The 24,601-nt window shown below is 68.3% G+C and carries 23 protein-coding genes and 1 tRNA gene; 20 read left to right on the top strand and 4 right to left on the bottom strand.

Going from position 1 to position 24,601, the window contains the following annotated elements:
- The first annotated feature begins 1 nt into the window (after nt 1).
- The 20 genes from tolR (at nt 2) to N800_RS08035 (ending at nt 20,773) form a co-directional block, all read left to right on the top strand.
- The gene (gene tolR / locus N800_RS07930; RefSeq protein ID WP_036136771.1) at nt 2–442 is read left to right on the top strand and encodes a protein TolR; all 441 of its coding nucleotides are present in this window, start codon (nt 2–4) and stop codon (nt 440–442) included.
- Nucleotides 439–1,407: a cell envelope integrity protein TolA gene (tolA, locus tag N800_RS07935; protein ID WP_036136773.1), complete on the top strand. Its 969-nt coding sequence runs from the start codon at nt 439–441 to the stop codon at nt 1,405–1,407. Before tolR ends, tolA begins: the two co-directional genes overlap by 4 nt.
- Before the next feature lie 114 nt (nt 1,408–1,521).
- A complete protein-coding gene (gene tolB / locus N800_RS07940) occupies nt 1,522–2,847 on the top strand; it encodes a Tol-Pal system beta propeller repeat protein TolB (RefSeq protein ID WP_036136774.1) in 1,326 nt (441 codons plus the stop codon).
- 93 nt (nt 2,848–2,940) lie between these two features.
- Entirely contained in the window at nt 2,941–3,459 is a 519-nt protein-coding gene (gene pal, locus N800_RS07945) for a peptidoglycan-associated lipoprotein Pal (protein ID WP_036136775.1), read from the top strand.
- Between the two features lie 8 nt (nt 3,460–3,467).
- The gene (gene ybgF, locus N800_RS07950) at nt 3,468–4,289 is read left to right on the top strand and encodes a tol-pal system protein YbgF (RefSeq protein ID WP_036136776.1); all 822 of its coding nucleotides are present in this window, start codon (nt 3,468–3,470) and stop codon (nt 4,287–4,289) included.
- A 9-nt stretch (nt 4,290–4,298) separates the two neighbouring features.
- Nucleotides 4,299–4,976, top strand: coding sequence for a 7-carboxy-7-deazaguanine synthase QueE (gene queE, locus N800_RS07955; RefSeq protein ID WP_036136777.1), 678 nt, complete (start codon nt 4,299–4,301; stop codon nt 4,974–4,976).
- 70 nt (nt 4,977–5,046) lie between these two features.
- A complete protein-coding gene (queC, locus tag N800_RS07960) occupies nt 5,047–5,742 on the top strand; it encodes a 7-cyano-7-deazaguanine synthase QueC (RefSeq protein ID WP_036136778.1) in 696 nt (231 codons plus the stop codon).
- A 117-nt stretch (nt 5,743–5,859) separates the two neighbouring features.
- Nucleotides 5,860–5,935 (top strand) — tRNA-Lys (locus N800_RS07965).
- A gap of 182 nt (nt 5,936–6,117) precedes the next feature.
- The gene (locus N800_RS07970) at nt 6,118–7,380 is read left to right on the top strand and encodes a tyrosine-type recombinase/integrase (RefSeq protein WP_036136779.1); all 1,263 of its coding nucleotides are present in this window, start codon (nt 6,118–6,120) and stop codon (nt 7,378–7,380) included.
- Between the two features lie 71 nt (nt 7,381–7,451).
- Nucleotides 7,452–7,760 carry a hypothetical protein gene (locus N800_RS07975; RefSeq protein WP_036136780.1) on the top strand — a complete coding sequence of 103 codons (309 nt, stop codon included), beginning with the start codon at nt 7,452–7,454 and terminating at the stop codon, nt 7,758–7,760.
- Nucleotide 7,761: 1 nt separating this feature from the next.
- Nucleotides 7,762–8,097, top strand: a complete 336-nt coding sequence (locus N800_RS07980; RefSeq protein WP_036136782.1) for a hypothetical protein — start codon at nt 7,762–7,764, stop codon at nt 8,095–8,097.
- A gap of 14 nt (nt 8,098–8,111) precedes the next feature.
- Nucleotides 8,112–9,113 carry a hypothetical protein gene (locus N800_RS07985; RefSeq protein WP_036136784.1) on the top strand — a complete coding sequence of 334 codons (1,002 nt, stop codon included), beginning with the start codon at nt 8,112–8,114 and terminating at the stop codon, nt 9,111–9,113.
- A gap of 56 nt (nt 9,114–9,169) precedes the next feature.
- A complete protein-coding gene (locus N800_RS07990; protein WP_198032496.1) occupies nt 9,170–9,448 on the top strand; it encodes a helix-turn-helix transcriptional regulator in 279 nt (92 codons plus the stop codon).
- Complete coding sequence (locus tag N800_RS07995; protein WP_036136787.1) at nt 9,445–9,798, top strand: hypothetical protein; 354 nt, start codon at nt 9,445–9,447, stop codon at nt 9,796–9,798. Before N800_RS07990 ends, N800_RS07995 begins: the two co-directional genes overlap by 4 nt.
- 80 nt (nt 9,799–9,878) lie before the next feature.
- Nucleotides 9,879–10,157, top strand: a complete 279-nt coding sequence (locus N800_RS08000; RefSeq protein WP_084087354.1) for a CHC2 zinc finger domain-containing protein — start codon at nt 9,879–9,881, stop codon at nt 10,155–10,157.
- Entirely contained in the window at nt 10,154–10,618 is a 465-nt protein-coding gene (locus N800_RS16075; RefSeq protein ID WP_052108047.1) for a hypothetical protein, read from the top strand. Before N800_RS08000 ends, N800_RS16075 begins: the two co-directional genes overlap by 4 nt.
- Nucleotides 10,608–11,969: an AAA family ATPase gene (locus tag N800_RS08010; RefSeq protein WP_198032497.1), complete on the top strand. Its 1,362-nt coding sequence runs from the start codon at nt 10,608–10,610 to the stop codon at nt 11,967–11,969. The genes N800_RS16075 and N800_RS08010 overlap by 11 nt, the downstream gene beginning before the upstream one ends.
- 259 nt (nt 11,970–12,228) lie before the next feature.
- Nucleotides 12,229–12,489, top strand: coding sequence for a hypothetical protein (locus N800_RS08015; protein WP_036136791.1), 261 nt, complete (start codon nt 12,229–12,231; stop codon nt 12,487–12,489).
- A gap of 68 nt (nt 12,490–12,557) precedes the next feature.
- Nucleotides 12,558–14,597, top strand: coding sequence for a hypothetical protein (locus N800_RS08020; protein ID WP_036136793.1), 2,040 nt, complete (start codon nt 12,558–12,560; stop codon nt 14,595–14,597).
- Nucleotides 14,594–20,773 carry an ADP-ribosyltransferase-containing protein gene (locus N800_RS08035; RefSeq protein WP_052108049.1) on the top strand — a complete coding sequence of 2,060 codons (6,180 nt, stop codon included), beginning with the start codon at nt 14,594–14,596 and terminating at the stop codon, nt 20,771–20,773. The genes N800_RS08020 and N800_RS08035 overlap by 4 nt, the downstream gene beginning before the upstream one ends.
- A gap of 15 nt (nt 20,774–20,788) precedes the next feature.
- Here N800_RS08035 and N800_RS08040 read toward each other — a convergent pair whose 3' ends face one another.
- From N800_RS08040 to N800_RS08055, 4 genes are all read right to left on the bottom strand, one after another.
- On the bottom strand, nt 20,789–21,439 hold the full coding sequence (locus N800_RS08040) for a hypothetical protein (protein WP_036136800.1): 651 nt from the start codon (nt 21,437–21,439) through the stop codon (nt 20,789–20,791).
- Nucleotides 21,436–22,323, bottom strand: coding sequence for a hypothetical protein (locus N800_RS08045; protein WP_036136801.1), 888 nt, complete (start codon nt 22,321–22,323; stop codon nt 21,436–21,438). The genes N800_RS08040 and N800_RS08045 overlap by 4 nt, the downstream gene beginning before the upstream one ends.
- Nucleotides 22,324–22,342: 19 nt before the next feature.
- Nucleotides 22,343–22,897, bottom strand: coding sequence for a hypothetical protein (locus N800_RS08050; RefSeq protein ID WP_156962915.1), 555 nt, complete (start codon nt 22,895–22,897; stop codon nt 22,343–22,345).
- Between the two features lie 68 nt (nt 22,898–22,965).
- On the bottom strand, nt 22,966–23,859 hold the full coding sequence (locus tag N800_RS08055) for an integrase domain-containing protein (protein WP_036136804.1): 894 nt from the start codon (nt 23,857–23,859) through the stop codon (nt 22,966–22,968).
- Between the last annotated feature and the right edge of the window lie 742 nt (nt 23,860–24,601).

The raw sequence follows: 24,601 nt of genomic DNA on the forward strand, positions 1-24,601 counted from the left end.
CATGGCTGGCACAACCGGGCGCCGCCGCAAGCGCAAGCTCAAGGCCGAGATCAACGTCGTCCCCTACATCGACGTGATGCTGGTGCTGCTGATCATCTTCATGGTCACCGCGCCGCTGCTCAACCTGGGCGTGGACATCGACCTGCCACAGTCCGACGCCAAGTCGATCCAGGAGAAGAAGGACCCGATCGTGGTCAGCGTGGACCGTGAGGGCAACCTGTTCCTGGCGGTGGAGGCGGGCAGCAACGAGGCCGTCACCGCGCCGGCGCTGGAAGCCAAGCTGCGGGCCATCGTCAACCAGGACCCCAAGGCCGCGGTGTACGTGGCCGGTGACGCCACCGCCAACTACCAGCGGGTGATGGACGCGATGGTGCTGCTGCAGCGCGCCGGCGTGGAGAAGGTGGGCCTGATGAGCCAGCCCAAGCAGGACGCCGCACGATGAGGGAAACCCGCGCCGATACCTCGCGCGCGATCGGGATGGCGTTGCTGCTGCACGCAGTGATGTTCCTGGCGATGTTTGCCGGATTGTGGTGGACCAAGACCCAGCGACCTGCGTCGGCCGCGGGCGGGCCTGTGGGTGCGGAGCTGGTCGACGCCAGCGACTTGTCGCAGGCCATGCAGCGCACCTTGGCCAACCGGCCCGAGCCGGTGGTCGAATCGCCGCTGCCCGAACCGGTCGAAGAGGAGGTCGCGCCCGAGCTGCAGCCACTGCCCGAGCCCGTGCCGCAGGAAGAGGTGGCGCCGCAGCAGACCGCGCCGCAGGAGTTGCTGGCCAACCCGGACGACCGCAACCAGGACGCGGTGGTCGACCGCCCGACGCCGAACCCGACCACCCAGACCCAGGTGCAGGAGGCCAAGCGCCGCCAGGAGCAGGTGGACCTGACCGAGCAGAAGCGCCAGGAAGACGCGGAGCGCAAGCAGCGCCTGGCCAAGCAGGAAGAAGAGCGGCAGAAGCAGCTGGCGGAAATCAAGCGCCTGCGCGCACTCGCCGCGCGTGACGCCAAGGTGGCAGAGGCGCAGTTGCAGCGAATCGCCGACGCCCGCGCATCGAGCGCCTCGGAGGAAGCCGCGCGGTCGGATGCCGGGGCCAGCGGAGCCCGTGCCGGCGGTGGTGGCGTCGACCAGGGCCTGCTGGCCCAGTACATCGCCGCCCTGCAGGCCGCCATCAACGCCAAGTGGACCCGCCCGGAGTCCGTGCCGGCGGGCGCACCCTGCCGTCTCGTCATCCGCCAGCTCCCCGGCGGCAACGTGATGGACGTGCAGGTGGCTTCCCCGTGTGCCTACGACGAGGCGGGCCAGGAGTCGATCAAGCGTGCCGTGCTGAAGGCCGATCCGTTGCCGTATGCCGGCTTCGAGGCCGTATTCAACCGTAACCTGACCATCAACTTCCGCGCCCAGGATCGTTGACCGCCGCCCCGATCCGGCCCTTCCAGACGGCCGGATTCGGGTTTTGTTCAGCTTTGAGGCCGCGTTCACGGCCAAGCTGTTAGGACTGTTCATATTCCCCCGGATGGACTGCCGATGAATCGAACGACGCCCTGGTGGGCCGCCTTGCTCGCCCTCCTGCTCCCCTTCGCCGCGGCTGCGCAGCAGCAGGGCCTGGAGATTGACGTGATCGGCGGCAACGCTGCCGCCCTGCCCATCGCCGTCGTGCCGATGCCGTACCAGGGCAGTGCCGGGGCGCCCGACACCGATGTCGCCGCGGTGGTGAAGGCCGACCTGGAGCGGTCGGGCCAATTCCGCGGCCTGCCGGAGCGCGACCTGATCGAGCGCCCCAGCCGCGGCGGCGAGGTCAACTACCCCACCTGGCGCGCCCTCAACCAGGACTACCTGCTGGTGGGCCGCGTCCTGGACGGCGGCATGGGCAACTACCGCGTGGAGTACGAACTGTTCGATGTTGCGAAGCAGCAGCGCCTGCTCGGCTTCGCCATGACGGCGCGCAGCAACGCGATGCGTGACGTGGCGCACCAGATTGCCGATGCGGTTTACGAGAAGATCCTCGGGATCCGCGGCGCGTTCTTCACCCGCATCGCCTACGTCACCGCCTCGGGCGTGGGCAAGGGCGCGCGCTACGCGCTGATGGTCGCCGACAGCGACGGCTACAACCCGCAGGCAGTGGTCAATTCGTCCGAGCCGATCCTGTCGCCCTCGTGGAGCCCGGATGGCAACCGCCTGGCCTACGTCACCTTCGAGAACGGAAGCTCAACCATCTTTGTCCAGGACATCAACACCGGCCAGCGCGAGTCCATTGCCCGTTACCGCGGCATCAATGGCGCGCCCGCGTTCTCGCCTGACGGTCGTCGCATGGCGATGACGCTGTCGCGCAGCGGCAACCCGGAGATCTACGTGATGGACCTGGGCAGCCGCGCGCTCACCCAGCTGACCAACCATTTCGGCATCGACACCGAGCCGGAGTGGAGCGCCGACGGCGGCAGCGTGTACTTCACATCCGACCGCGGCGGCCGCCCGCAGATCTACAAGGTGTCGTCCAGCGGTGGCAGCGCCAGTCGCGTCACCTTCCAGGGCACCTACAACGCCAGTGCCACCGTGTCGGCCGACGGCAAGAAGATCGCCACTGCCCAGGGCGCCGGCAACAACTACCGCGTGGCGATGATGGACGCCAGCTTCGGCACACCGCGCTGGAGTACGCTGTCGCCGGGCTCGCTGGACGAGTCGCCCAGCTTCGCGCCCAATGCCTCGATGGTGCTGTATGCGGCCCGCGAGGGGCACCGCGGCGTGCTGTACGCCGTCTCGGCCGATGCGCGCGTCCGCCAGCGTTTGGTGCTCTCGGGCGGAGACGTCCGCGAACCCGCCTGGGGTCCGTACCGGGCCCAGGCCGCGCAATGAGCCGCATGGAAGCGAGGCAACCCCTGTTCTAACCGGTTGGGCCAGAAGGCCCCGCTCAATCCACCCCGCACCATGCTTTGACGAGGAGTCATCATGAACAGCACCGTCCGTATCGCCCTTCTCGCCGTGCTCTGCACGGCCGCCGTCGCCTGCTCGAAGAAGGTCAAGGAAGAAGCCCCGCCGGCCGAACCCGCCCCGGCCGAAGTCCCGGCTGAACCCACCCCGGCGCCGAGCACCGGCATGTACGGCCCCGCCGACCTCGATACGGACGCCTGCCTGCGCCAGCGCGTGATCTACTTCGACTTCGACCAGGACGTGCTGCGTCCGGAGTTCCAGGCCGCCGTCGGCTGCCACGCCAAGTACCTGCGTGACCGCCCGACCGCTCGCATGACCCTGGAAGGCCACGCCGACGAGCGCGGCAGCCGCGAGTACAACATGGGCCTGGGCGAGCGCCGCGGCAACGCCGTGTCGTCGGCCATGCAGGCCAACGGTGGCTCGGCCAGCCAGCAGATGGTGACCAGCTACGGCGAAGAGCGCCCGACCTGCCAGGACTCGAACGAGGACTGCTGGGCCAAGAACCGTCGCGTTGAGATCATCTACACCGCGAAGTGATGAAAGGAATGCGCGGACTTCTTGTCAGTGCAACCCTGGTGGCGGCCCTCGTGGCCGCCACCCCCGCGTCGGCGCAGCGCGCAAGCCTGGCCGACCGCGTGGCGCTACTCGAACAGCGGGCCGGCGACAACCAGGCCAACGTGCAGCTGCTCAACGAAGTGAACCAGCTCAAGGCCGAAGTGCAGGCGCTGCGTGCGCAGGTCGAGGAGTTGCAGCAACTGACCCAGCAGCTCCAGGAATCTGGGAAGCGCCAGTACCTGGACCTGGATGACCGGGTGAACCGGTTGGAAGGGGGGGGCATGCCTGCCGCGCCGGCGACCCCGCCGAAGGCGGGTGTACCTGCCGCCAAACCGACGGCCGCCGCCAGCAAGCCGGTGCCGGCCGAAGCCGCACCGGCGGTCTACGGCGATGCCGGCAAGCTGCGTGAAGGAGCCGGCGAGCGCGCGGCCTACGATGCCGCCTTCGCGACCCTGAAGGCCGGCCGCTCGGCGGACGCCTCCAGCCAGTTCCTAGCCTTCCTGCAACAGTACCCCAATGGGGTCTACGCACCCAACGCCCTGTACTGGCTGGGCGAGAGCTACTACGTCACCCAGAACTACGAACCGGCGCGCGAGCAGTTCCAGACGCTGGTGGACCGCTACCCGACCCACGACAAGGCACCGGGTGCGCTGCTCAAGCTGGGGCTGGCCCAGCAGGGCCTGAAGCAGCTGGATGCCGCCGAGCGCACCTTCGGCACGGTGGTGTCGCGCTACCCTGGCACCGACGCCGCACGCGTGGCCCAGGACCGCCTGCGGGCACTGGAACTCGGCCGGATCAGCCGCACGCGCTAAAATGCCCGGATGAGCACCGTTTCCCCCGAGGCGGCCGCGGCGTCGCCCGAGCGGCTGCGGTTGACCGAAATCTTCCTGTCCCTGCAGGGCGAGTCGCGCAGTATCGGCTGGCCGACCGTCTTCGTGCGCCTGACCGGCTGCCCGCTGCGCTGCCAGTACTGCGATACCGCCTACGCCTTCCACGGCGGCCAGTGGTGGGACTTCGACACGATCCTGGCCGAGGTGGCACAGCACGGTGCGCGCCATGTATGCGTCACCGGTGGCGAGCCGCTGGCGCAGAAGCGCTGCGTGGAGCTGCTGCGGCGCCTGTGCGACGAAGGCTATGACGTCTCGCTGGAAACCTCCGGCGCCATCGACATCGGCCCGGTCGACCCGCGCGTGTCGCGCGTGCTGGACATCAAGACGCCGGGCTCTGGCGAAGTCGCGCGCAACCTGTGGTCCAACCTGCCGCTGCTGACCGCGCACGACCAGGTCAAGTTCGTGATCTGCAGCCGTGGGGACTACGACTGGGCCAAGGCCATCGTCGCCGAGCACAAGCTGACGCAGACCTGCGACGTGCTGTTCTCGCCCAGCTTCAGCCAGGTGGACCCGAGCGCGCTGGCCGACTGGATCGTCGCCGACCGCTTGCCGGTGCGCTTCCAGCTGCAGTTGCACAAGATCCTGTGGAACGACGAGCCGGGGCGTTGAGCCCGGCAGCGTCGTACCGTTGTTGTCCGTTCGGGGCCGTGCCAATGCGGCCGGTCCGATGGAGTATTGAATGAAGAAGGCCGTTGTCCTGGTATCCGGAGGCATGGACTCCGCCGTCGTCATCGCGATCGCACGCGAGCAGGGGTTTGCCGTGCACGCGCTGAGCGTGAGCTACGGTCAGCGCCACACGTCCGAGCTGGATGCCGCCGACCGCGTGTCCAAGGCGCTGGGCGCGGTGGCGCACAAGACGGTCAACGTGGACCTGCGCAGCATCGGTGGCTCGGCGCTGACCGACGACATCGAGGTGCCGCTGGACACCGACGGCCACCCGGTGGGGCAGGCCGCGGCCAAGGACGCCATCCCCGTGACCTACGTGCCGGCGCGCAACACCATCATGCTGTCCATCGCGCTGGGTTGGGCCGAGGTGCTGGGCGCCAACGACATCTTCTGCGGCGTCAACGCGGTCGATTATTCCGGCTACCCGGATTGCCGCCCCGAGTTCGTGGCCGCCTTCGAGCGGCTGGCCAACCTGGCCACCAAGGCCGGTGTGGAAGGCGCGGGGCTGCGCGTGCACGCGCCGTTGCAGTTCATGAGCAAGGCCGACATCGTGCGCGAGGGCGTGCGCCTGGGCGTGGACTTCGCGCAGACCGTGTCGTGCTACAAGGCCGACGAAGCCGGCCGCGCCTGCGGGCATTGCGATGCGTGCCGGTTGCGGGCGGAGGGCTTCGCGGTGGCGGGCGTGGTGGATCCGACCCGTTACGTCTGACGCGGCATCGGGCAGTGCGGCATCGGTGCCGCCCGGTCCGGACGTCGTGCGGGTTCACCTGCATCGCGCGCGCCGCTGCGCTAGAATGCACGACCCGGCGCAAGGCCGGGCCGCGATGGGTCGTTAGCTCAGTCGGTAGAGCATCGGACTTTTAATCCGCTGGTCGATGGTTCGAATCCATCACGACCCACCAAATCGCAATCCCAAAGGGTCCGAGACCGACCCAAACAGCAACGATTCCACGCGGAATCCCGTCGATGCGGGGCCCCAAGGGTTCCCAAGCGTCCCATTGCATCCCGTCGCGAGTGTGAGTAGATTCGGGAGTAGGGCGACCTACTCACGGGTCGCCAGGACCCATCTACTCACGAGGTCTGCGTGCTCACGGACAAGGCATTGCGTGCACTGAAGCCGAAGGAAAGCCTCTACCGCGTGGCTGATTCCGCAGGCCTGTGCATCGAGGTTGCGCCTACCGGATCGAAGCTGTGGCGCTATCGCTACCGGTTCGCTGGCCGGGCCAAGATGCTGTCGCTGGGCGCGTGGCCGGAGGTCAGCCTCGCGGAAGCGCGCGAGCGTCGTGGCGATGCGCGCCGGCTGCTCAACCAGGGCGTGGATCCGTCCGCCAATCGGCAGAGCGAGAAGCTGCGCGCGAAGGTCGCGGCGGACAATACGTTCAAGGCCGTGGCCGAAGAGTGGCTCGAGATGAAGGGGCACGACTGGACGGCCTCGCAGTTGGGCAAGGAGCGCGACCGCCTCGAGAACCATGCCTATCCGTGGCTCGGGAAGCTGCCCATCTCCGACATCGGCGTGGCCGAACTGAAGCCGGTGCTCGCGCGACTGGTGAAGCGCGGCACGATCGAACAGGCGCACCGCCTGCGGCAGGAAATCAGCCGCATCTTCCGTTACGCGGTGGCCACTGAGCGCGCCAGTCGCGACCCGGCCCATGACCTGCGCGACGTGCTGCCGTCGCCCCTGAAAAAGAACTTCGCCTCCATCACCGACCCGACCAAGGTGGGCGAGCTCCTCCGGGCCATCGACGGGTTCGAGGGGACATTCGTGGTGGGCTGTGCGCTGCGTCTGGCTCCGCTGGTGTTCGTCCGCCCAGGTGAGATTCGGGCGGCGGAATGGAAGGAGATCGAGCTCGAGCACAAGGACGGCCCGCGCTGGGTGATCCCGGCCGCGCGCCGCAAGCTGCGCAAGGCCGAGAAGGAGAACCCCAACACGCCGCCGCACGTCGTGCCTCTGTCGACTCAGGCCGTGGCGATCCTTGAAGAGCTGCAGCCGCTGACCGGACAGAAGCGCCTCGTATTCCCGGGCGCACGAAACACCTCGATCCCGCTGAGCAACAACACGATCAACGCCGCGTTGCGTCGCATGGGCTATGACAAGGACGCGATGACCGGGCATGGCTTCCGCCACATGGCGTCGACGCTGCTCAACGAGCTCGGGTTCAACAAGGCCGCCATCGAGCGTCAGCTGTCGCACCGGGAGCCCGGTGTCGCCGGCGTCTACAACAAGGCCCAGCACCTGCCGGAGCGGCAGAAGATGATGCAGGCGTGGGCCGATTACCTGGACGGGCTGCGCGCCGACACCGGCAAGGTCGTGCCCATCCAGCGCAAGAAATCCGGCGCGAGCCGGTAAAGCGGCCGAACCGGGTGTTACGAGCACCCGGCCGGCCTTCCACACCCGCCACCCATAGGAGACTGGCGACCATGGCAGACAACAGCGTAGCAGCCACAACCACGCACCGCGGCGCGCACCGCGGCTCGACTTCCAACCTGACCTACACGTTCTCCGGGGCGGCTGATGAGCTGCACGACGAGTTCACGTGCCTGATGTCGGAGGCCACTTCGATCATCAACACGCTGGCGATCGACCTGGGCGAAGACGGTTCGCAGATGCAGGCCAATCCGAAGGAGGCCGCGCAGATGCTATGGAGCGCACTTCGCACGATGGAGCTGGCCACCTCAGTCGCCAAGTCGCTCGACCCACGGATCGTGGCGCGGCAAGGGGAGGGCTGACATGTCGATCACTGCCCACAACGAAACCGCCCGCCTGTTCGAGATGGCATTTGGTGCGGACTGGCCCACGCGCTGCATGGGCGAGCGCAGCAGACAGGAGCTCGAGGGGATCGCATTCCTAGCGAGGAACCATGTCTCCGACACGCTGGCCCAAATTGGAGCGTTGGGTCGGGCATTGGCGAACGCCGATCGAGGTGAAGTGGACCTCACGACGCTTGGCTTCCTGGTGGCCTCCGTCGCGGAGCAGGGGAACATGTACAACGAGCTCGCGAGCGCGGCGAACGGGCTGCAGTTGGCGACGGTGCGCGAGGGGTTCGGCTTGGATCCGTTGACCTAACCCGGGGCACTGGCATGAGAGATGGACTGCAGGCGCATTTGCGCAGGGCGTTTCAGATCGACGGGATTGAGCTTGGCGATCGCTCTTGGCGCGCGGGTATAGACGAGGCCGCGCGCCGATTTCCCGTCCATGCATCCGGAGGCTTGCAGGCTTTTCGCGTTATCGAAGGGGCGCCCTGGGGGAAGGGTGACGATGGCGAACCACTGCGCACGTACCACCTGCGCGCGACTGGCAGCGACAAGAGCCTCGAGCTGATTGCCATCAAAGCTTGGCAAATGCTGTCGGGCACGGTGAGCCGTGAGCAAGGGGAACACGCGATTGCGCGCGCCCGAATCGAGTTCGCGCGTTCGCAGCTGCATCAGACGCTGCTCGCCGTGGCAGATGCAGCAGACGGCGAGGCCTTCCAGTTGCTGCCGAGCGACGACTTGCTGAGCATGGTCGCCACCATGGACTGGTCGGATGGTGACCAGCTCGCGCGGGATCCGATGCGACTGCGGCTGCCCTTTCACGATGCCGCCAAGAGCTTCGTGAACTGGTGCGATCGCTTTGGACCGGCTGGCCTCATGTGCGACTTCGATGAGGATGTCGACCTCTCATTGAGCCAGGATGGTCTTGAGCCGGCCGAGCTTATGGCGGGCATGGCGCTCGTGCTTCTCGACGCGGCGGCGGTGAACGCTGCTGAGCCTCGCTTAAGCCGCGAAATCTTGGGCGCGGCGATGGAGGTGATGCGGATTGCTGGGCTCCACCTCGGTTGGGTGATGAGCAATGAGGCAGGTCGCCGCGCGTCGTCGGAAAGCGGCAAGCGTGGCGCATCCTCGAGGCATGAGGCGTCGAGGCGACTCAAGCAATGGGCGCTGGAGGAGGCGCAGGGGATGCAAGGCGCACCGCGAGAAATTGCTCGTCAGCTTGAACGACGACTGCCAGAGCATCTCGTGGACGTGTCAGCGGATCCCCAGCGGCTGATCTACGAAGCGCTACTCCACGAGCAGAAGAGCCGCAAAGCCCCCAAGCGATAGCGCGTAGGGGGTAGGCGTTACGGCTAGGGGGCAGCCGTAACAAACTGGCGAGACGAATGCAGAGCATCCCAATCAGTCCCGAACTGGACCGATTGGAGATCGACATGCCGTCCCCCGAATTGGCCGAGGTCACGCTTCGCCCCGAACTCGTCCGTTTGCCCGTTGTGCTGGCGCGCACGGGCTTGAGCAAGTCTGAGGTCTACCGCCGGGTGGCGGCGGGCACGTTCCCTCGCCCGACGCGCTTGGGCTACCGGACCTCCGCGTGGAGCGCCTCTGAAATCGACCAGTGGGTCGACGCCCGCCTTGCCCAGCGTGGCCAGGAGCGGCCGGCATGAGTGCCCCCCAGAAACGCCAACGCCCTGGAGGCAACCAGGGCGAGGCGCACAACGACAGCGGTGGGCAGCCGGATCATAGCAGCGCAGATGTGACGAGCGATCCGCTGCTCCGATCGGTCTACATGGGGCCCGATCCCGCCTGTGAGGTGCGGTGCTTCACCGACCTTGACTTCCTCGATTCGGAGTTGGCCGCCGCAGCCGCACTGGCGCAGCGAATGAAGCATCGTCCGACGCGCGCGGGGCTGCTTCAGCTTGAGCGAGATCTGCGCATCCTCCACTGGTGCAGCAGCCAGGCGTTGAGCATGCACTGGGGCACCGTCGTCCACGGGCGCGACGGGGTGCTGCATTGAGCCGCCGTCGGCCGCCGGCACGCGGCGCGACTCCAACGGCAGAGCAGCTGGCCGGGTACGCCGCCCTCTACGGCGAGCGCATGCCGACCAACTGGCGCGCTCGACTCCCATCCCCCTCCGTGTACTACGCGCGCGAACTGGCGGATCTCGCACCGCCGAGCATCACCGGTTGGGCGCGTGCCACCTGCCCGTTCCACAACGACCGCAACCAGAGCCTGTTGGTTCAGGTCACCGGCGACCGCGGCAGCTGGCGTTGCGATGGTTCATGCGGCGGGGGCGACCTGGTCGGCTTCCATCAGCGGCGGACCGGCCTCCCGTTCAAGGCCGCGGTGCGCGACCTCGTGCGGAGGCCTGCATGACGGCGGTCGCGACGAGCAGCGTCGGCCCCTTGGAAGTCGTGTTGTCCCGCCTGGACCGCGTGCAGCGTTCCGGGCGCGGCTACCGGGCCCTCTGCCCAGCATGCGGGGGGCGTTCCCAGAAGCTCAGCGTCACCGAGGCCGACGACGGCCGTGTCCTCATGCACTGCTTCGCCGGGTGTCCTGCGGCAGCGGTGCTCGGCGCCATGGGCCTGGAACTGCCGGACCTATTCCCCGAACGGCTGGCACCGGACACGCCGGAGGGCCGGCGGGCGGCAAGGCGCGCACTCCGCGAGGCGAGCTGGGGCGCAGCGGTCGTCACCTTGGACGTCGAGGCCACGCTTGTCCTGCTCGCGGCGGAGATGCTCGCCGCCGGCATGCCCCTGCCGCCGGAGGACCTCACCCACCTGCGCACCGCCGTTGCGCGAATCGAAGACGCAAGGACGGTGCTCCGTGGCCGCTAAGCCAAACGACATCCGGGCACGCGCGGAGGCGAACGTCGCGAGTCTGGACGATGCTCGCAGCAGGAACCCCGACCCTCAGGACGCGGATCACCGCCCCTCGTTGGGCGAGCGCTTCTACTGCTCCCTCACCCCGTTCTCGGACGAAGAGCTGAGCCAGGCGCTGCAGCCCTACCCGCACGCCTTCCAGGATGGCAACTGCGGGTTGTTCCCGACGCGGGAAGTGACGGTGATCGGCGCCCCCGGCCGAGAGGGCAAGACGCGCGCGACCTTCTCTCTGGCGGTGGCGTACGTCCTGGGCATCAAGGTCGCCGGACTCAGCCCACAGCCCGATCGATCGGTCCTGATCTACAGCGCTGAGGACGACCGCCGCCAGTACGCAGCGCTGGCGGTTGCCCACCGGAGTCGCCTTGGGAAGGCAGACGCCGCCGCGGTTCGCGACCGGATCATCGTCCCCGACCTGATGCAGCCGGGCATGGAGGTGTTTGCCAAGCTGGTCACGCTGGTGGATCGCCAGCCGATTCCGTCCACGGCCGTCGAAGGCGTGATCGCGGGACTGCAGACCCGCATGGACGATCCGAACCCGCCCGGGCTGATCATCTTCGAGACCGCCTCGACGCTCAGTCAGGCCGGCGAGGACAACGTCGCCCTCAGCGTGCTGGTGGAAGCGCTCCGCAAGGTGGCGCGGGCGCTGGATGTCGCGGTGGTGATCGTGCACCACACGTCGCAACAGGCCGCGGCCAACCTCTCCGAGCTCGCCATCTCCACGTCGGACATCCGCGGCGCGACCTCGCTGGTGTTCAACTCCCGCCAGGCGTGCCTGCTGGTGAACCTGGGGAGCGAAGAGGACCCGCACCCCGACAGCGACGCGCGCACGGTGCTGCGCCGCATGGCGGCCCCGGGCAAGAGCGAGCGGGTGACGGTCCTGGTCCCCCTGGACAGTTCCAAGGGCATGGATCCGGCGCCGGTCTTCTTCACCTGGCACCACACCGAGTGCGGTCCCGCGCTGTCGGTGACGCCTGTGCCCGCCCAGATCGCCGGCGCCCGGTGGCGAAAGCTCCGGCAGATGGTGCTCGCCGCCCGGGCCGACAGCCGCAAGACCGCCAAAGACGAGGTCACGACCGGCAAGGTAACGCAGGTCGTCGGACTCGTGGCGCGGCTCGAAAAGGGAGGCCGCCAGCCGACCGTCCGCGCGGTCAGCACCGAGGCGGGACGGGGGGCGAACTGGGCGGCGCCCTACCTGGCGCTGGCCGTGGATGCCGGCGATCTGAGGTGCGTCGAGGAGCAGGTGCCGCGGACCAGGGGCATGACCACCGTGTACCGGTCGGTTGACCCGTCGGCAGGTGACGCATGAACCGACAGGTCATCACTGGAACCATTGCGGCTACTGGTTTTCGACTTGTCGGCCACGTGTCGGTGACAGGCGACGAGTCGGAATCGAGTCGGATGGCCGCCGCAATAGCGGCATCCGACCGTTTCTCGAACGAGTCATCTCGACTATCGACTTGTCGGTTGTATAGGGGGTGTGGGGGAATCGACGAGTCGAGTCGGGAGGGGTTCCAGACCGACGTCGGAGTCCCCCGCGTACGCGCGCGCGCGCGAAGGACGGCGGCATGACCGGCCCTTGGGACATCCGGGACGACATCCGAGCCGACCAGTTGGCGGAGCGCCTGCTGATGCGGTTGGCCATCGCGTTAGCCAAGGGCCTCGTTTCCGTCAACGAACTCCCTGCACTGCAGGTCACCCACTCCCCCGAATGCGGGCACTGGCGGCACGACAGCTGCACCTGCCGACGCCTGGTGTCCATGCGCCTCATCGACGTCCGGATCGACCTCCACGAGGACGGGACCGTCACCCGGACAACCCAGCACTGACCGACCTTGCGGGCCTCACGAGCACGCGAGGCCTCGCTCACCTATCTGCATCACGAGGAGGAACTGAGGTGGCGACAATTATCCCGAGGACCGCCGGCCCGCAGCAGCAACTGCAGGCCACGCCCGGTGTCCGCAACACCACGCAGGTCGACTTGTCGCCTGCGATCGACGGCATCCGCGCCGTCCAGGGCGTGGCGATGGACATCGGCAAGAGGGCGAAGGAGGAGGCGGACCTCACCGCCTTGATGAAGGCCCAGTTCGACCTGGACACCTTCGAGGCGACGGCCTTTGACCCCTCGAACGACAAGGGCATGGCCAAGCACCAGGGCATCAATGCGCTCGGTGCGCAGGACGCCCTGATTCCGGAGTACGACCGTCGAGCAGCCGACATCCGGCGCAGTCTGACCCGCGACCAGCGCGCCCGCTTCGACCAGGTCAACGCGCAGAACCGCTCACGCTTCGCGGGTCGGGTGCAGGGCGAGTCGTACCGGCGCTACGAGTTGGCCGCGCGTGAGACGCGCGAGGCATCCAAGAAGGGCGGTCAGGATTCCGCCATCGCCGCCGGCATCGCCGGAGACTTCGAACGCCAAGAGGAGCTGATCGGGACCGTGCTGGGCATGTACGACGCATCCGCCCAGGTGACCGGCGAGTCGCCCGAGGTCACCGCCGAGGCACAGCGCACCGCCATCTCCAGCATCCACTACGGCACCGCACGAGGCCTGCTCGCGCGGCCCGACGGCGTCGCGAATGCGCGGGCCTACCTCGACAAGCACCAGGCCAGCATTGCACCGGAGCAGCTGACCCACCTCGAGTCGATCCTGAGGCCGGCGGAGGCGGATGCCGAGGAAGAGGCGTTGGCCGCGGTCTTTGTGGACGGCGGTGCGCTTCCAGGACTTGCAGACGGGGACTCGGACACAAGCAGCCGGGCAACGACGGACCCCAAGAGCGTTCAAGGGGACTACACGGCCCTGGCCAAGAAGCACGGGTTCTCGATCAGCAGCATGGAGCGGCCGGTGATCGCCGTCGGGGCCGGCGCACGCAGCCAGCACCCCAAGGGCACCGCGGTGGACTACAGCGTGAAGGGCAAGACCAAGGCGCAGGGCGACGCGCTGATCGCCGACCTGCGCGCGGCCGGTTACGAGGTGGTCGACGAGCGCGATGGCAAGACCGGCACCGGTCCCCACATCCACGCCGAGCTGCCGCCTGGTCGGGCGCCGGCTGGGTCTGCTGCCATCGCGCAAGCGGCGACCCTTGAAGACGCCCTCAAGCAGATGCGGGCGCACGTGACGGACCCGCAGCAGCGCAAAGGCGTGGAGCAGCGTATCCGGCGCACATTCACCGACCGTCGCAACGCACGTATCGAATCCGAGTCCATCGCCCTCGAGGGCATGCGCACCGCGATCGATGAGCAAGGCGCAGATGCGAAGTCCTGGCGCGAGGCGGTGGGGCCAGAGAACGCGGCCATCGCCGTCCGGCAGGGCTGGAGCGGCGTGCTTGAGCACCAGTGGCGCGAACGTCGCGGCGAGACCCTGACGGAAACCGACCCGCTGGTGTACGACCGCTACGCGCGCCTGATGCTCGACAACCCCGCGGGATTCGCATCGAAGGAGACGCGGCTCGAGATCTTGCAGGACGCGGGCTCGCTGTCCACCGCCGACCGGGCGCGACTGCTCAACGAGTGGAAGGAACTCAACGACCCGAAGAAGCGCGAGGTGACCCTTCGCCGGCGCAAGGTGGAGGCGGCGCTCGTGACCGAGGGCCTGCAGGTGCTGGGGTGGAAGGGCACCGCGCACAAGGAGAAGGCAGCCGCATTCGGCATGGCCATCGCGCAGGCGCGAACGACTTTCCGGGACCGCAACCAGGGCAGCGACCCCACACCCGAGCAGGACCGGGCCTTGGTCCGGAGCCTCGTCCAGTCGTTTGCACGCAGGCCCGAGAGCATGCCGGATGCGGTGAAGAGCTACAGCCGCATCGACCTGAAGATGGAACCCGCAGATGCCCAGCGCGCGCGACGTGCGCTGGCCGACGAGGGCGTCGACAACCCGACCCAAGACGAGATCACCCGCGCCGTGTTGCGCATGAAAGCCTTCGAGAGCCAATCCCAATGACCGAACTACTCAACGACGAGCTCGTCGACCGGTACATCGAGCACCGGCGGCGCGAACGGGCGCGCGAAGCGGCCATCACCTCCCCGGCCATCGCCCCTGACGACATGGCCAAGGCCCAGCGCCTGGGCGCTGCGCACGGGATCGGGCCGCAAGCTGTGGCGGATGACCTCAAGCACTACGACGAGCTCGACCAGGTGGACCGGATGGAGCGGTTCGCCACCAGCACGCCGGGGGCGTCCCGCTGGCTGACGCCGGAGCGCGCAGCGCTGGTGCGAGACGACGTCGACACGCTCGAGCGTTTGGGTCGAGCACTGCCGAGCAAGGGCGCCACGATGCGGGCGACTCCGGAGCCGGGAATCGCCGAGGAACTGGTCACGCAAGCGCATGCGGCATGGGTGCGAGGCAAGAACTACGTCTCCACCTTCCTCCTGGACCCGATGTTGCCCGACCTGGTCGACGACGATGTCGCGCGAGGGCTCGGCTTCCGTGACGCGGAGGACTACAGCCAGACGCAGGCCGCGGCGCGTTACGCCCAGGAGAACCGTCGCGCTGCGGGGATCGAGCGCTTGAGCAGCGCGACCGCTGCCCAGCAGCAAGAGATCGCAGACGCCGACGGCTGGAAAGCCTCGGCCAAGGCCATCGCCACCAACCCGCGCGCGGTGGGCGTCACCATCGTCCAGTCCTTGGGGCAGGGAGCCCCCGCACTGGCCGCAACCGCGGCGGCCTCGATGTTCGGACCCGGGGCCACTGCGACGGCAGCCGGCGGGGGCTCCTTCGCGGTCGAGTACGGCAACGCGATCGCGACCGCGATGCAGCGTGCCGGTGTTGACGACACCGACCTCGGCTCGGTGAAGGGGTTCATCACCGACCCGAAGCGGATGCAGGCGGCACGCGAGTACGCGATGAAACGCGGCGTGCCGGTCGCCCTCTTCGACGCTGCGACGGCGGGACTGGCCGGGCGACTACTGGCCGGTGCACGGGCTACGGCGGGATCCGTGGCGGTCCGCTCGACCGGCGAGGCCGGACTGCAAGCAGGCGGCGGTGCTGCCGGCGAACTCACCGCGCAGCTGGCCAGCGGCGACGAGATCAACCCGAGCGATGTCCTGATGGAGGCCTTCGCCGAGATTCCTACCGCGGTGGCCGAGGTGCCGGGCAACTACGCGACGGTCCGTGAGCGGGCCGCAGCACGTGAGGCGCACCGCCTCATCCAGTCGGCCGACGACGCGGCCAAGCTTGCCGAGTTCACCAGTTCGGCAGCCGAAGCCAAGCTTGGCCAGCGCAATCCGGCGGAGCTGGCAGCGTTCGTCGAGGCCGCCGGGGAGCACCAGGTCTACTTGGCTGCCGAGGCGGCCCAAGTGCTCTTCCAGTCCGCCAACGTTGATCCGGACGCGGTCGCTGCAGAACTGACTGGGCGCGAGGGCGCGTGGCGCGAAGCGCTGGAGACGGGCGGCGACCTGGTCATCCCCGCGGCGAAGTGGGCCACGGTGGTGGCGCGCCTGCCGAATGCGGCCGAATTCGCACGCGATGCCCGATTCACGGAAGACGCTTTGTCCGCCCGGGAGCTGGAGACCCACGACGTCGGTGCCCTCGCCGCTGCCTCCGATGCTCAGGCCGCCTCGGGCGGTCTGGCCGCTACACCCGAGGCGACGGCCCAGCGCGTCGAGGACGACGTTCTGGCGCAACTCCAGGCGACCGGGGTCTACACGGCTGCCGATGCGCAGCGACAGGCGCGGCTGTACGGCGCGATGTTCCGGACGTTGGGGCAGCGCCTCGGCACCGACGCCTGGAGCCTGTACGAGCCGTACGCGCTCACCATCGCCAAGGCGGAGGGGCAGGTGCCCCGCGGGCTGCGAGCGCTGATGCAGCGCGCGGCGGACGGGCTGGGTGCCCTCTTCGGGCGTGAGGCGGCGCCCGCCCCCAATCCGCGCACCGCGACTCCGGAGTTCCAGCGGTGGTTCGGAGGGTCCCGCGTGGTGACGGAGGAGGGCGCGCCCAGGACCGTCTACCACGGCACCGCCGAAGACTTCTGGGTCTTCGAGGGGAAGCATGGCACCGCCACCGGCCACGCCACCGCGCCGCTCGGGCACTTCTTCACTGGCAACCGCAACCTCGCCCAGGGCTACGCCGAGAACGCGGCGCAGGGTGTGCCGGCCGACGAGCGTGTGATCGATGCCTACCTCGCCATCAGCAACCCCTACGAGATGAGCCTCGAGGAGGCGCAGGAACTGGACTCGCAGGAGGCCGCCATCGCGTTCCGTGAGTTCCTGCAGCGCCAGGGCTACGACGGCATCCACATCGCCGACGCCGACAATTGGATCGCCTTCCACTCCAAGCAGGTGAAGTCCGCCAGCCAGAACCGCGGGACGTTCGATCCCAACGATCCGCACATCCTCCACCAGGGCGGCACCGAGCGCGGGCGCATCCTGATCAACGGGGACCGCACCTTACGCATCGAGCTGCTCAAGCGCGCGGACTTGAGCACGTTCCTCCACGAGACCGGCCACCTGTTTTGGGAGGTCTTCAGCGACGCCGCCAAGCGCGAGGACGCGCCCCAGGGCGTGCGGGATGACTACGCTGCTGCCCTGGAATGGTTCGGGGTCGAGACGGAGGACCAGGTCACCACGGACCATCTGGAGCAGTGGGCTCGTGGGTTCGAGCGCTATCTCGCCGATGGTGAGGCGCCCACCCCCGAAATGCAGTCCCTGTTCGACCGGTTCCGCGCGTGGCTGCTGGACGTGTACCGCGATCTGGTCCGGCTGAAGGTGGAATTGCGGCCGGAGATCCGCGAAGTGTTCGACCGCCTGCTCGCGACCGACGAGGAGATCGCCGCCGCGCAGGCCGACGCCGGAACCGGACCGATCGACTTGGGCGCGGAACCTGCAGCCCTCGGCGTGTCACCGACGCGCTGGGCGGCGTACCTCGACAGCCTGCAGGCGCTGCGGGCGGATGCCCTCACCGCGGCGACCACCCGGCGTCAGGCCGCCGAGCGGCGGGAGGCCAAGGCTCTGCGCGAGGAACAGCGCCACACCGTGCGCGAGGAAGTGGAGCGGGAGATCGCGGAAAGCCCCGGCATGGTGGCGACGCGCGCGCTGGCCGGCACGGCCGAAGCGGCGGACATCCCCGACGCTCTGCGCGGACTCAAGCTCGACGCCAAGGCGCTGGGGGGCACGGAGGGCGGCTCCGCCCGTGTCGAGCAACTCCGGCCCTTGGGCGTCGTCCAGGACCAGGGAGGCGTGGACCCGGATACCGCCGCCGCGTTGCTCGGCTTCCCCTCGGGGGATGCCATGGTCTCGGCCATCCTCGACGCGAACGGTCGCAACGTGGAGGCGGACACGGAGGCGCGCTTGAACGAGCGGCACCCGCAGCCGGGCAACGACGGCGACCCGGCCGCTGCTGCGATGGCGGCGGCCACCAGCGACCGGCGAGTCGAGGTGATCGACGCGGAGATGGGGATGCTGGCGGACCTCGCGCAGGAACCCCGACCGAATCGCCGCGTGCTGCGCGCGGTGGCCGCCGAGATCATCGCCCGCCGGCCCATCCATTCCATCCGCCCGAGCGAGTTCCTGATCGCGGAGCGCCGGGCCGCGCGCAAGGCCCAGCAGTCCGCCGCGCGCGGGCGCTACGCCGAGGCACTGAAGGCCAAGCGCGAGCAGATGCTCAATGCGGTACTCCATTCGGAGGCGATGCAGGTCCGGGAGCGGGTTGAGCGCCAAGTGGGGTTCGCCCAGCGCCTGGAGACGCCGGCCAGTCGCAAGCGGCTGGGCCGCGCCGGCGTGCTCGATGCGGTCGAGCAGGTCCTCGAGCAGTACTCCTTCCGACCGATCTCGGACCGCCAGCGCGCGCGGACCGCAACGCTCAGCGCGTGGTACGACCGCATGCTCGCCCAGGGCATCGACCCGCAGGTGCCGGAAGCGGTGATGCGGCAACTGGAGGAGGGGCGGCGCACGCACTATCGCGACATGACCCCGCAGCAGCTGGACGAGCTGGTCGGCGTGCTGCGCCTTTTGGACCACCAGGCGCGCGAGGCGCTGCAACTGAGGCTTGCCGGCGAACAGCACGACCTCGACGCCTCGGCGGAAGCGCTGTCACAGGCCGTGCGCGGCGCCCTCAAGGATCGTGGCCCGCCTCCGGTGTCCGAGGTGCTGAACAAGCGGTTCCCGGAGCGAGCCAAGCGGCTCTGGCGTGCGGCCGGCGCGATGCTGCTGCGGATGCGGACGCTGGCCAACTGGGTGGACGGTGAGGGCAACACGGAGGGCGCGTTCTCCCGCCTGGTGATCCGCCCCCTCGATCGGGCACAGGCGCGCTATCTGGACCTGATGCAGGACTATGGCGGCAGGGTCGTGGCGCTGTTCGACGAGTACCTCAAGGGGCGGGAGCTTGCGCGGCCGATCTGGATCGCGTCGATCAACCAGAACCTGACGAAGTCCGACGTGCTGGCGGTCGCGCTCAACACCGGCAACGCCTCGAACCTGCAGCGCCTGCAGGATGGGCGCCAGTGGGGCGACGTGCAGCTGATGGAGATCCTGGGCCACATGGAGAAGGCCGATTGGGACTTCGTGCAGGCGGTCTGGAACACGTTGGAAACCCTGTGGCCGCAGATCGCGGAGCAGCAGCAGCGCCTCACCGGCGTGGCGCCGCCCAAGATCGAGCCGCTCTCGGTGCAAACGCCTTTCGGCCAGTACCCGGGCGGGTACTACCCGCTGGTCTACGACCGGGACAGCACCCAGTGGAAGGCCTTCGTCAACGCCGACAGCGACTCGTTCTTCGATCCCATGGCGCTGACGACGCTGCCACCGAACGGCCACACCAAGGAGCGCGTGCAGAAGGCGAAGCTGCCGGTGAAGTTGGACCTGGCCGTGATCCCGGCGCACCTGTCCAGCATCCTCAAGGACCTCACGCACCGCGAGACCGTGATCGGCATCCGCAAGCTGATGAAGCACGCGGATGTCGTGGGCGCGATGAACGACACCATGGGGCCGGAATACCTGGACATGGTCGAGGACAAGCTGCGGCAGGTCGCCACCGACCAGCTCGTCCAGGCGGCACGCGCGTTCGGGCCGCTCCGCGCGTTCTCGCGAGGCGTCCGCCGGCACGTGGGCATCATGGCCCAAGGCCTCAACGTGAGCTCCGGCCTCAAGCAGGTGATCGGCGTGTCCAACTCCGTCGAGGTGCTGAAGGCCCGCTACGGAGTGCGCGGCGTCCCGATGCTGCTGATGGCCTACGGCAGCATGTTCAAGCCGGGCTCGGTGGACGCGGTCATGCGCTCGTCGGGTGAGATGCGCCACCGCATCGACACGGCCGACGCCGATATCCGGTTGAACATGAATCGCTACCTCGCGGGGCAGATGTCCGGAGGGCTGAAGGGCAAGGCGGCGAACCTGTACGACGGTGCGATCGCACACGCCTACATCTTCATCCGGTACATCCAGACCTACACCGTCGACCTGCCGCTGTGGATCGCCGCGCACGAGGGCGCGCTGCGCCAGGGGTTGGAAGGGGATGCCGCGATCGCTGCGGCTGACGACGCGGTGATCACTGCCCAGGGTGCCGGCGGCGCGAAGGACACCGCGCTCATCGAGGGCGACGTGATGTTCCTCGAGTGGCTGACGATGTTCTACAGCTACGGCTCGGCCTACCTCAATCGCCAAGTCAGCATGGGCCGCGACATCGGGCGTGCACTGGATGGGGGGCCCGGGCGGCTGATGGCGGAACTGCCGCTGTTGTCCGCTCGGGCGCTGTTCCTGGTGGCGGTGCCGGTGATCCTCGACGACCTGATCAACCGTGGGATCGGCGCGGAGGACGGCGAAGGCGAGGACGAGGACCTCGTCGAGTACTACGCGAAGCGGATGGGGGCCTACCTGTTCTACGGGATCCCGGGGCTGCGCGACATCGTCGGCGCCAAGTACGGCTATCGGCTCTCGCCGGTGCAGTCGATCCCGGAGGCATGGAGCCGACTGAGCCGGGACGTGACCAAGGCCATGGGCGGGGAGGAGTTGGAGGCCCGCAAGGTGGCGCGGAACGCGGTGAACGTCGCGGGGTACACGCTGGGCCTGCCGCTGGCCGGCCCGTGGCGCCACGTCGACTACCTGTGGCGCGTGGCCGAGGACGAGGAGAACCCCGAGAGCATTCCGGAGTTCGCCGCCGCGGTCATCGTGGCCAAGCGAGAGCAGCGGTAAGGCAGCCGGTGGGGATCAGGCGATGATCCCCATCAGCTTCTGCAGGAGTGTGAGCTTTGCCAAGTGCTCACTTCGTCCATGTCGCCGCAGGTTGTCGTTGTACGCAGGCAGCCGTAGCGACTCCAAGGATTGGGCGCAGTCGATCTTTGCGAGTTCCACTGCGGCATCCAGCTTGTCCACTGTCATGCGGGCGGAGCGAGCACGGATGCGTTGGAAGCGCTTTCGATCTGCGGCGTGGGCGGCGGACAATGAACCGTAGTCCCACACGGCATCTGCGATCGTCGTTCCTGCTACGACTGCCGCTGAAGCAGCTACGAGAGCGGCGTTTCCCTCGAAGAACGTGGACACAGCAGCGGCGCCGGCCAGCAGGTTGAGCGCGATGATGCCCCGCTTTACCCGACCGAACAGCCGCTCATGCAGGCATGAGATGCGGATCGCGTAGTCGAGGTCCAGCAGGGCTTCATCATGGTCGCGCACCCGGGGCGCAACCGCTTCCGTCACTTCCTCGCCGGCGGCGGGGGCGGGGGTGGCGGCGGAGGGTTCCGCAATGGTGGCGTGTGGCTGTGTTTGTCCTCCCTCGGCGGAGACGTGGGGCCTCGATCCGGCGGTCGTTGCGCTGTCATCGGCAAGTCCTTCTGTGGTTGGTGCGTGGTGGTTGGTACTCATTGGGGTGGGTTCGACTGGAAGTACTTCCGCTGCGCTTCGCGCCGGCTCTTTGCGGTGACATCGACCACGCAAGTGAGGGCCGCGCCTTCGCGCTGGAACAGTCGCGCGTGATCTTCGACCTCGGCGGGCGTCATGAACTCGGCGAAGCGGCGCCGGCCGCCATTTGCGAGGACCATGGCGCCGTAGCGGTCATAGCGGGCGCGCTCTTCCGGAGATAGGTCTGAGCATCGGTTCTGGAGCCATTCGTGCCGTGCCGGCAGGTACTTCCAGAAGTAGGTTTTCACCGTCCTGTCGTCGAGCAGCATGACCCGGTCGGAAGGCGTGCCCAGAATGTCTTCAGCCACGTGGGCCGGCACGCCCATGTCCGCCATGTATGTGCGCGCCGAGGACTGCAGCGCGTTGAACTTCGCGGTGGCCTCCTGTTCGGACAGTTGACCGAATTTGCCCTTGGCGAAGTAAGGCCGGTGCACGGCCAGATAGGTGCCGCCCCGGTGAAGGCTGCCGATATGGGCGAAAAAGCAGGCGCTGGCGCAGGTACAGTTCGCGGGGTCGATGGGCTGGCGGCCGCTGAGTGACACGGTGCACGACGGCGCCTCATCCACGCGCGACGGCACCATCGTGGAGAACTCCAGGGCGCGCAGTGTGCGGCCCAGCCTCATGGACTCCTCGTAGTCTCCTCCGGGGCTGAAGAGCCACAGATTCGAGAGTGCTTCCGGGGTCTCCCGCACGAGCTCGACGAGCCGCTCAGTATCGCCAGGCTCAATGACCCCCTCCAGCACGAAGTCGGTGTAGCCGCTGCCGGTCTGAGTCCGGATTTCGGCGGCCTGCCCGAGGTGCGGGAGCGCGATAAGCGCGAGTGTGGCAACGATGGCAAGCAGGTTCATCGTGGATCTCCGCGAGGGCTCAATTCGCCAGCACGCGCTGGCACGCTGTATCAGCTTCGTCGGTGGCCTTCCTTGCGGCATGCAGTGCTTCCCTCAGAAGGGCAGCCTTATCCATGGCGCCATCGGGGCCGTTGCCGACAAGCTCGCTCACCGACCGGGACGCTCGACGGAGGCGCCCAATCTCGGCGACCAGATGGAGCACCGCTGTTGCGGCGGCCAGCGGAAGCACGTGCATGCGGTCAGATGCACCATCGATGATCGGTGTCGCAAGGCGCGAGACATCACCCACGAGCCGGACGCGTAATGCGGGGTCTGCGGCCACCATCGCGTCGAAGAAGTCATTCTGCCGCTCGTGGTCCTGGAACTCGGCAAGGATGCTCGTCAGTGACGCCTTGAGGTCGGCGAGTTCATCGCGGATGCGCGTGGCTACGATCTTGCTCTGGGTCCGATCCCGCCTCCGACGATCTCGCTGATCCGCGAGGGAGAACCACAGCGCCACGACGACGGCCAGCATGGTGCCGACGGCCGAGACCGCGTCCCAATCGATGTCGTACGTCCCCTCACACAGCCACATGACCACGCTCCCTCGTGACAGGCCTGCTGGCCGGAGGGTATAGCCGTTGGCGATGTCGGGGGGGCGAATTATTCCCAGTGGGTGGCCAGTTGGCCGTACACGCTGCCCACGTAGCGGCCTCGGCCGCTGCCGTGCCCGAGGTCCATCGATGCCGCCGCGCGAGCCTCGCGCTGGCTCAGACCGGCCGCCATGTACGCACCGATCCGGTCGTGGGTGTAGGCGTAGCGCAGGGCGTGGCTCTGGATGCCTGCCGCTGGCGTGATCTTGCGGTGCAACTCGTTGCGGTAACGGTTGAGCGCTTGCTTGAGCGTGCCGGGGAGCAAGTAGCCCCGCCGGGCCCTGGCCACGCTCCTGGCGAATCGAACCGCGGCCAGGGCCGCTTCGCGGTCGGCGGGCGCGGAGTCCCGGAGCCGTCCGTTCTTGGTGCCATACACGACGGTGATCCGCGCTCCGGCCAGCAACTGCGCCTCCCACGAGCGCAGCGACGGACCACTGCAGACGGCCTCCTTTGCGCGCAGACCCAGCGTCCGGCCCAGGGCGACGCAGGCGGCGATGCCGGGGTCGATCTCCCTCGCCGCGGAGCTGGCGGCTCGGTACTGCGCGTCCGTCGCCGGCTTCTTGGTGCCCAGGCGGCTCGCGCCGGCGAGGCCCAGTGCCCGGTTGCTGATTGAGGCGGAGTCGGCTGCCTGTGCACGGCCCACGGCCCGCATGGCGCCGCGGATGTGTGCCGCTTCGTTCTGCAGCGTGCGCTTGCTGCGGCCAGCGGCCAAGCGCGTCTGGAAGTACAGGGCGATGTGCCGCTCGCCCAGGCTCTCGACGCCGGCCACCTGGTAGCCATTCGCGTGCAGGTGATCCATGAGGCGACCGACGGTGCCCATGCGGGCTTCGCACGTGAGGTGCGCGCCCCCGGCGGCCTTGGCGGCCCCGCGCGCGGCGGAACGGGCGTTGCTCTTCTTGCTCATGACGCTCCCGGTTGAGTTGCCGACCAGCCGACTGAATAGCCCCCACAGGCCGCCATGGCCCCAATCAAGTTCATTGATGACGGATGGTCACTGGGGGCGGTTCAATCGCGCTGGCCGGCATCAACACGGGTTGAGTGCCGGTCCCCTCGACTGGTCAGGTGGCCCTGCCAGGCGCTGCGGATGCAGTGATGGGGAGTCCCGAAAGGGAACGATTTGAACCATGGGGTGACGTCTCCGGGCGCGAACGTGCGCCAACGTGGCCGTGCGAGGTGGGTATGCCTCGGGGTGGCTTGGTCATGGTGGATGGTGTGGAAGCCGGGCGGGCAAGCACGGGCCGCTGAGGGCATGCGCGCAGCACCGCACGTCGGCCGTGCGTCCAAGGTGGACGGTCAGTGGGTGGCGTCGGCTCTGGTGTTCGACGCGGACGCGTGCGCCTGGCGGGCGCGGGTGTGGCAACGAGTGTTTGTGGGTGTGTCGGCCATGCGGGCCGTCGCGTTGCTTGGAGGTGATGCTAGTCGAGCGCCGCCAAATGTCGAGGGGCCAACCGGGGTCGAAAAGTGGTGGGTTAGCCCATGACATTGCGCGCGATCAGCGCGTCACTGTCTCAGCTGGACGCCCTCGTGGTCGAGCATCCCCCGCTCCTGCTGGGTTTCGAGCTGGTCTGAGGCCGCGTTCCCGGTGTGCGTCACTTTCGCAGTCTCACCTGCAGCGCGCTGCTCGGGTGTGTGGGCCATGGAGGACG

The sequence above is a fragment of the Lysobacter daejeonensis GH1-9 genome, from assembly GCF_000768355.1.
GTDB lineage: Bacteria > Pseudomonadota > Gammaproteobacteria > Xanthomonadales > Xanthomonadaceae > Aerolutibacter > Aerolutibacter daejeonensis.

Excerpts from the sequence above, each read along its gene's own strand:
- tolR (WP_036136771.1), top strand. The coding sequence starts at position 2 with ATGGCTGGCACAACCGGGCGCCGCCGCAAGCGCAAGCTCAAGGCCGAG.
- tolA (WP_036136773.1), top strand. The coding sequence starts at position 439 with ATGAGGGAAACCCGCGCCGATACCTCGCGCGCGATCGGGATGGCGTTG.
- tolB (WP_036136774.1), top strand. The coding sequence starts at position 1,522 with ATGAATCGAACGACGCCCTGGTGGGCCGCCTTGCTCGCCCTCCTGCTC.
- pal (WP_036136775.1), top strand. The coding sequence starts at position 2,941 with ATGAACAGCACCGTCCGTATCGCCCTTCTCGCCGTGCTCTGCACGGCC.
- ybgF (WP_036136776.1), top strand. The coding sequence starts at position 3,468 with ATGCGCGGACTTCTTGTCAGTGCAACCCTGGTGGCGGCCCTCGTGGCC.
- queE (WP_036136777.1), top strand. The coding sequence starts at position 4,299 with ATGAGCACCGTTTCCCCCGAGGCGGCCGCGGCGTCGCCCGAGCGGCTG.
- queC (WP_036136778.1), top strand. The coding sequence starts at position 5,047 with ATGAAGAAGGCCGTTGTCCTGGTATCCGGAGGCATGGACTCCGCCGTC.
- N800_RS07975 (WP_036136780.1), top strand. The coding sequence starts at position 7,452 with ATGGCAGACAACAGCGTAGCAGCCACAACCACGCACCGCGGCGCGCAC.
- N800_RS07980 (WP_036136782.1), top strand. The coding sequence starts at position 7,762 with ATGTCGATCACTGCCCACAACGAAACCGCCCGCCTGTTCGAGATGGCA.
- N800_RS07985 (WP_036136784.1), top strand. The coding sequence starts at position 8,112 with ATGAGAGATGGACTGCAGGCGCATTTGCGCAGGGCGTTTCAGATCGAC.
- N800_RS07990 (WP_198032496.1), top strand. The coding sequence starts at position 9,170 with ATGCAGAGCATCCCAATCAGTCCCGAACTGGACCGATTGGAGATCGAC.
- N800_RS07995 (WP_036136787.1), top strand. The coding sequence starts at position 9,445 with ATGAGTGCCCCCCAGAAACGCCAACGCCCTGGAGGCAACCAGGGCGAG.
- N800_RS08000 (WP_084087354.1), top strand. The coding sequence starts at position 9,879 with ATGCCGACCAACTGGCGCGCTCGACTCCCATCCCCCTCCGTGTACTAC.
- N800_RS16075 (WP_052108047.1), top strand. The coding sequence starts at position 10,154 with ATGACGGCGGTCGCGACGAGCAGCGTCGGCCCCTTGGAAGTCGTGTTG.
- N800_RS08015 (WP_036136791.1), top strand. The coding sequence starts at position 12,229 with ATGACCGGCCCTTGGGACATCCGGGACGACATCCGAGCCGACCAGTTG.
- N800_RS08035 (WP_052108049.1), top strand. The coding sequence starts at position 14,594 with ATGACCGAACTACTCAACGACGAGCTCGTCGACCGGTACATCGAGCAC.
- N800_RS08040 (WP_036136800.1), bottom strand. The coding sequence starts at position 21,439 with ATGAGTACCAACCACCACGCACCAACCACAGAAGGACTTGCCGATGAC.
- N800_RS08045 (WP_036136801.1), bottom strand. The coding sequence starts at position 22,323 with ATGAACCTGCTTGCCATCGTTGCCACACTCGCGCTTATCGCGCTCCCG.
- N800_RS08050 (WP_156962915.1), bottom strand. The coding sequence starts at position 22,897 with ATGTGGCTGTGTGAGGGGACGTACGACATCGATTGGGACGCGGTCTCG.
- N800_RS08055 (WP_036136804.1), bottom strand. The coding sequence starts at position 23,859 with ATGAGCAAGAAGAGCAACGCCCGTTCCGCCGCGCGCGGGGCCGCCAAG.